Annotated in this window: 4 protein-coding genes; all 4 read right to left on the bottom strand. The window is 75.4% G+C overall.

The genetic code is table 11. From position 1 onward, the window contains the following. On the bottom strand, positions 1-493 hold a 493-nt coding region (locus SSBG_RS11760), incomplete at its 3' end, for a hypothetical protein (protein ID WP_050776757.1). A 181-nt stretch (positions 494-674) separates the two neighbouring features. Continuing rightward, positions 675-1,472: a type III pantothenate kinase gene (locus SSBG_RS11765; RefSeq protein ID WP_008746360.1), complete on the bottom strand. Its 798-nt coding sequence runs from the start codon at positions 1,470-1,472 to the stop codon at positions 675-677. 47 nt (positions 1,473-1,519) lie between these two features. Continuing rightward, positions 1,520-2,584 (bottom strand): carboxylating nicotinate-nucleotide diphosphorylase, encoded by a 1,065-nt coding sequence (gene nadC, locus SSBG_RS11770; protein ID WP_008746361.1) that lies wholly within the window; start codon positions 2,582-2,584, stop codon positions 1,520-1,522. A gap of 347 nt (positions 2,585-2,931) precedes the next feature. Next, the coding region (locus SSBG_RS11775) for an FAD-binding protein (protein WP_037869525.1) at positions 2,932-3,888 on the bottom strand (957 nt) is incomplete at its 5' end.

Raw genomic sequence — 3,888 nt, forward strand, 5'->3', positions numbered from 1 at the left:
TACGGGCCGGGGTCGCCGGTTTCGCTGGCGCGGGCTTGGCGGGGGCGGGCTTCGCGGGCTCGTCGGCCGCGCGGCCGCCGGGCAGGGCGCGCAGCGGGGTGCGGGGGCCCGGGGCGAGGGCGCGGCCCGCGAGGCGGGCCCGGACCGCCTGCTCGGCGAGGTCCTGGCATCGCACGAGGAGTCGCGCGGCCGCCGGGTCGTGGCGCACGGCGCGCAGGGAGGCGAGGTCGTCGGGTCCCGGCTGGTACCCGGCGTCGAGCGCCTCGGTCAGGAGGGGGAGGTAGCCGGCGAGGCTGCCCGGGAGGGCGTCGCGGTAGCGCGCGAGGTCGGCCACGAGGAAGGCCCGCAGCCGCGCGGCCTCGTCCACGGCGGCGTCGACCGCCCGCGAGAGTCGGAGGCAGTCGCGGACGTCGTCCGGGCGGGAGGGTCCTGGCAGCAGGGCGAGGGCGAGGGCACGACGCACGACGCGCACTTCGTCCGCGCCGAAGACCATGCCGCCCCGGGAAGATCCGTATGGCGTGGGCATGGAAGGACGATACGCACATAACGGACGAAAATGTGGTTATTGGGGCGGTGGCGTCTCGGGGCGGGGCGCGGTGCCGTCCTGCGCCCCCGTCCCGCGCCCCCCTCACCTCACCCGCGCGCCCCCTCGGCTGAGCCCCGGGCCGCGCGCCTCACCGCCGCCCCGCGTTCCGCTCGTACACGAGGCGCAGGCCGATCAGCGTGAGCCAGGGTTCGTGGTGGTCGATGACCTCGGCCTCGCCGAGGACCATCGGGGCGAGGCCGCCCGTGGCGATGACGGTGACGTCGGCGGGGTCGGGGGCGAGTTCGCGGGCCATGCGCTGCACGACGCCGTCCACCTGGCCCGCGAAGCCGTAGAGGATGCCGGACTGCATCGCCTCGACGGTGCTCTTGCCGATGACGCTGCGCGGCCTCGCCAGCTCGATCTTGCGCAGCTGCGCGCCGCGCAGGCCGAGCGCCTCGACGGAGATCTCGATACCGGGGGCGATGACCCCGCCCGTGTACTCGCCGCGCGCGGAGACCGCGTCGAAGGTCGTCGCCGTGCCGAAGTCCACGACGATCGCCGGTCCCCCGTAGAGGTGCTGCGCGGCGACCGCGTTGATGATGCGGTCCGTGCCGACCTCCTTGGGGTTGTCCATGAGGATCGGCACGCCCGTCTTGACGCCGGGCTCCACGAGGATCGCGGGCACGTCCCCGTAGTAGCGGCGGCTGACCTCGCGCAGCTCGTGGAGCACGGCGGGCACGGTGGAGCAGATCGCGATGCCGTCGATCCCCTCGCCCAGTTCCATGCCTAGGAGCGGGTGGGTGCCCATGAGGCCCTGGAGGAGGACCGCGAGTTCGTCGGCCGTGCGGCGGGAGTCGGTGGAGATCCGCCAGTGCTCGACGATCTCCTCGCCGTCGAAGAGACCGAGCACGGTGTGGGTGTTCCCGACGTCGATGGTCAGCAGCATCGCGAGTGTCCTGGAGGGGGAGGCGGGGGCGGAGGGGGGGGGAAGGGTCAGCCGTTGTCCGGCTCGCGCAGGTCGAGGCCGACGTCGAGAATCGGCGCGGAGTGCGTGAGCGCGCCCACGGCGAGGTAGTCGACGCCGGTCGCGGCGTAGGCGCGGGCGTTGTCGAGGGTGAGGCGCCCGGAGGATTCGAGCAGGGCGCGCCCGGCGGTGAGGGCGACGGCCTCCTCGGTCTCGGCGGGCGTGAAGTTGTCGAGCAGGACGAGGTCGGCGCCGGCGTCGAGGACCTCGCGGAGCTGGTGGATCGTGTCGACCTCGACCTCGACGGTCAGGCTGGGGAACATCGTGCGGACCGCGTCGAAGGCTGCGGCCACGCCCCCGGCGGCGACGACGTGGTTGTCCTTGACGAGCGCGGCGTCCGAGAGGGACATGCGGTGGTTGACGCCGCCGCCGCAGCGCACGGCGTACTTCTCCAGGGCGCGCAGGCCCGGGGTCGTCTTGCGGGTGTCGCGCACGCGGGCCTTCGTCCCGGCGAGGGCGTCCGCCCAGGCACGGGTCGCGGTCGCGATGCCGGAGAGGCGGTTGAGCAGGTTGAGGGCGCTGCGCTCGGCGGTGAGCAGGTCCCGGGTGCGGGTCGTGACGCTGAGCAGCTTCTGCCCGGCGTGCACGGTGTCGCCGTCGGCTACGTGCCGCTCGACCTCGAACTCCTCGGTCGCGACGAGCGAGATGACGGCTTCGGCGATGTGCAGCCCGGCGACGACGCCGTTCTCGCGCGCGGTGAAGTCGGCGGTCGCGACGGCGTCGGCGGGGACGGTCGCGAGCGAGGTGACGTCCTCGCCGCCGTCCAGGTCCTCGGCGAGGGTCAGGTACGCGACGTCCTCGACGTGGACGGGGTCGAGGCCCCCGGCCGCGAGGAGCGCGGCGAGCGCCGGGTCGAGGCCGCAGACGTCCTCGTCGTCCCCGTGGTCGTCGGCGTCCTGCGCGCCGCAGGCGCAGCCCGCGCCGCAGCCGCCGTCCGCCTCCCCGTCGCTCGCGGGCAGCAGCGGCAGCACGGCCCCTGGCGCGGCTGCGGGGATGGGCTCGGTCGGCTCGGGCTGCTCGGGGCTGGTGCTCACGCTCTGGGCTCCTGGTGCGGTACGGGTGGTACGGGTCGTGCGGGCGTCGTGTGCGCGCCCGGCGGGTGGTGCGCGCGGACCGGGTGGTGCGCGTCGTGCGGGACCGGTCGCGCGGTGCGTGGTCGTGCGGTACGTACGAGTGTGACCGCCCGCGCCGCCGGGCGCGGCGGACCGGGCGGTCGCGGGTACGTGCGTGCGTACGGAGAGTACGCGTTCGCACGGACGGTCGGCTGCCCGTCCGGGCGTACCGGGCGGTACGCACGACAGTCGTACGGCGCGCGCGGCCGGTACCGGGGGGACGGGGCCGCCCGGGCCGGGCGGGAGTCTCACCCGCACGAGTGAGGGGGTCAGTCGTGCGGGCGGGTCGGCGGGAAGGTGGTGCCGCTCGTGGGGCGCAGGCGCGGGGTGTGCGTCGCGGCGTCCAAGGTGACGACGATATGCCGCGCCCCGTCCGGGTCGTCGCGCTCGGGGTGGTCCTCGCGCCAGTGGCAGCCCCGGGTCTCCTCGCGGGCGAGCGCGGCCTCGGTGAGGACGCGGGCGACGGTGAGGAGGTTGGTGGCCTGCCAGGTCTCGACGCCGGGCTCGGCGGGCCGGGCGTCGCCCGGGGCGGAAGCCCCGTCGCGTCCGGCCGCCGCGAGGGAGCGGGCGCGCAGCGCGTCGAGGGCCTCGGCCGCCGCGCGGAGCGAGGCGGCCGAGCGGAGCACGCCCGCGCCCTCGCTCATCGCGCGCTGCACGGCGAAACGGTCCTCCGCGTACTGGAGCACCTCGGTGCGCACGCGGTCGCGAACCGGTTCGCGAACCGGTTCGCTCGCGTCTGTCGCGGCCTGCCCGTCCGGCGCGCTCGCGGCGGGGGAACGTTCCGCCGCCGCGCGGTGGCGCGTGACGAGGTGCGCGGCGATGCGTTCCGCGTAGACGAGTCCTTCGAGGAGCGAGTTGGACGCGAGCCGGTTGGCGCCGTGGACGCCGGTGCAGGCGACCTCCCCGCAGGCGTAGAGCCCCGGCACCGTCGTACGGCCCTCGGTGTCGGTGCGGACGCCGCCCGAGGCGTAGTGGGCGGCGGGCGAGACGGGCACGGGCGCGGTGACGGGGTCGATGCCGTGGGCGCGGCAGGCGGCGAGGATCGTGGGGAAACGGTTCTCCCACATGTCGGCGCCGAAGTGCCGGGCGTCGAGGTACATGTGCGTCGTGCCCTGTTCGCGCATCCGGCGCGTGATGGCCTTGGCGACGATGTCGCGCGGGGCGAGTTCCCCGAGTTCGTGCTGCCCGGTCATGAAACGGACGCCGTCCGCGTCCACGAGGTGGGC

Origin of the sequence: Streptomyces sp. SPB074 (assembly GCF_000154905.1) — a bacterium.
Taxonomy (GTDB): domain Bacteria; phylum Actinomycetota; class Actinomycetes; order Streptomycetales; family Streptomycetaceae; genus Streptomyces.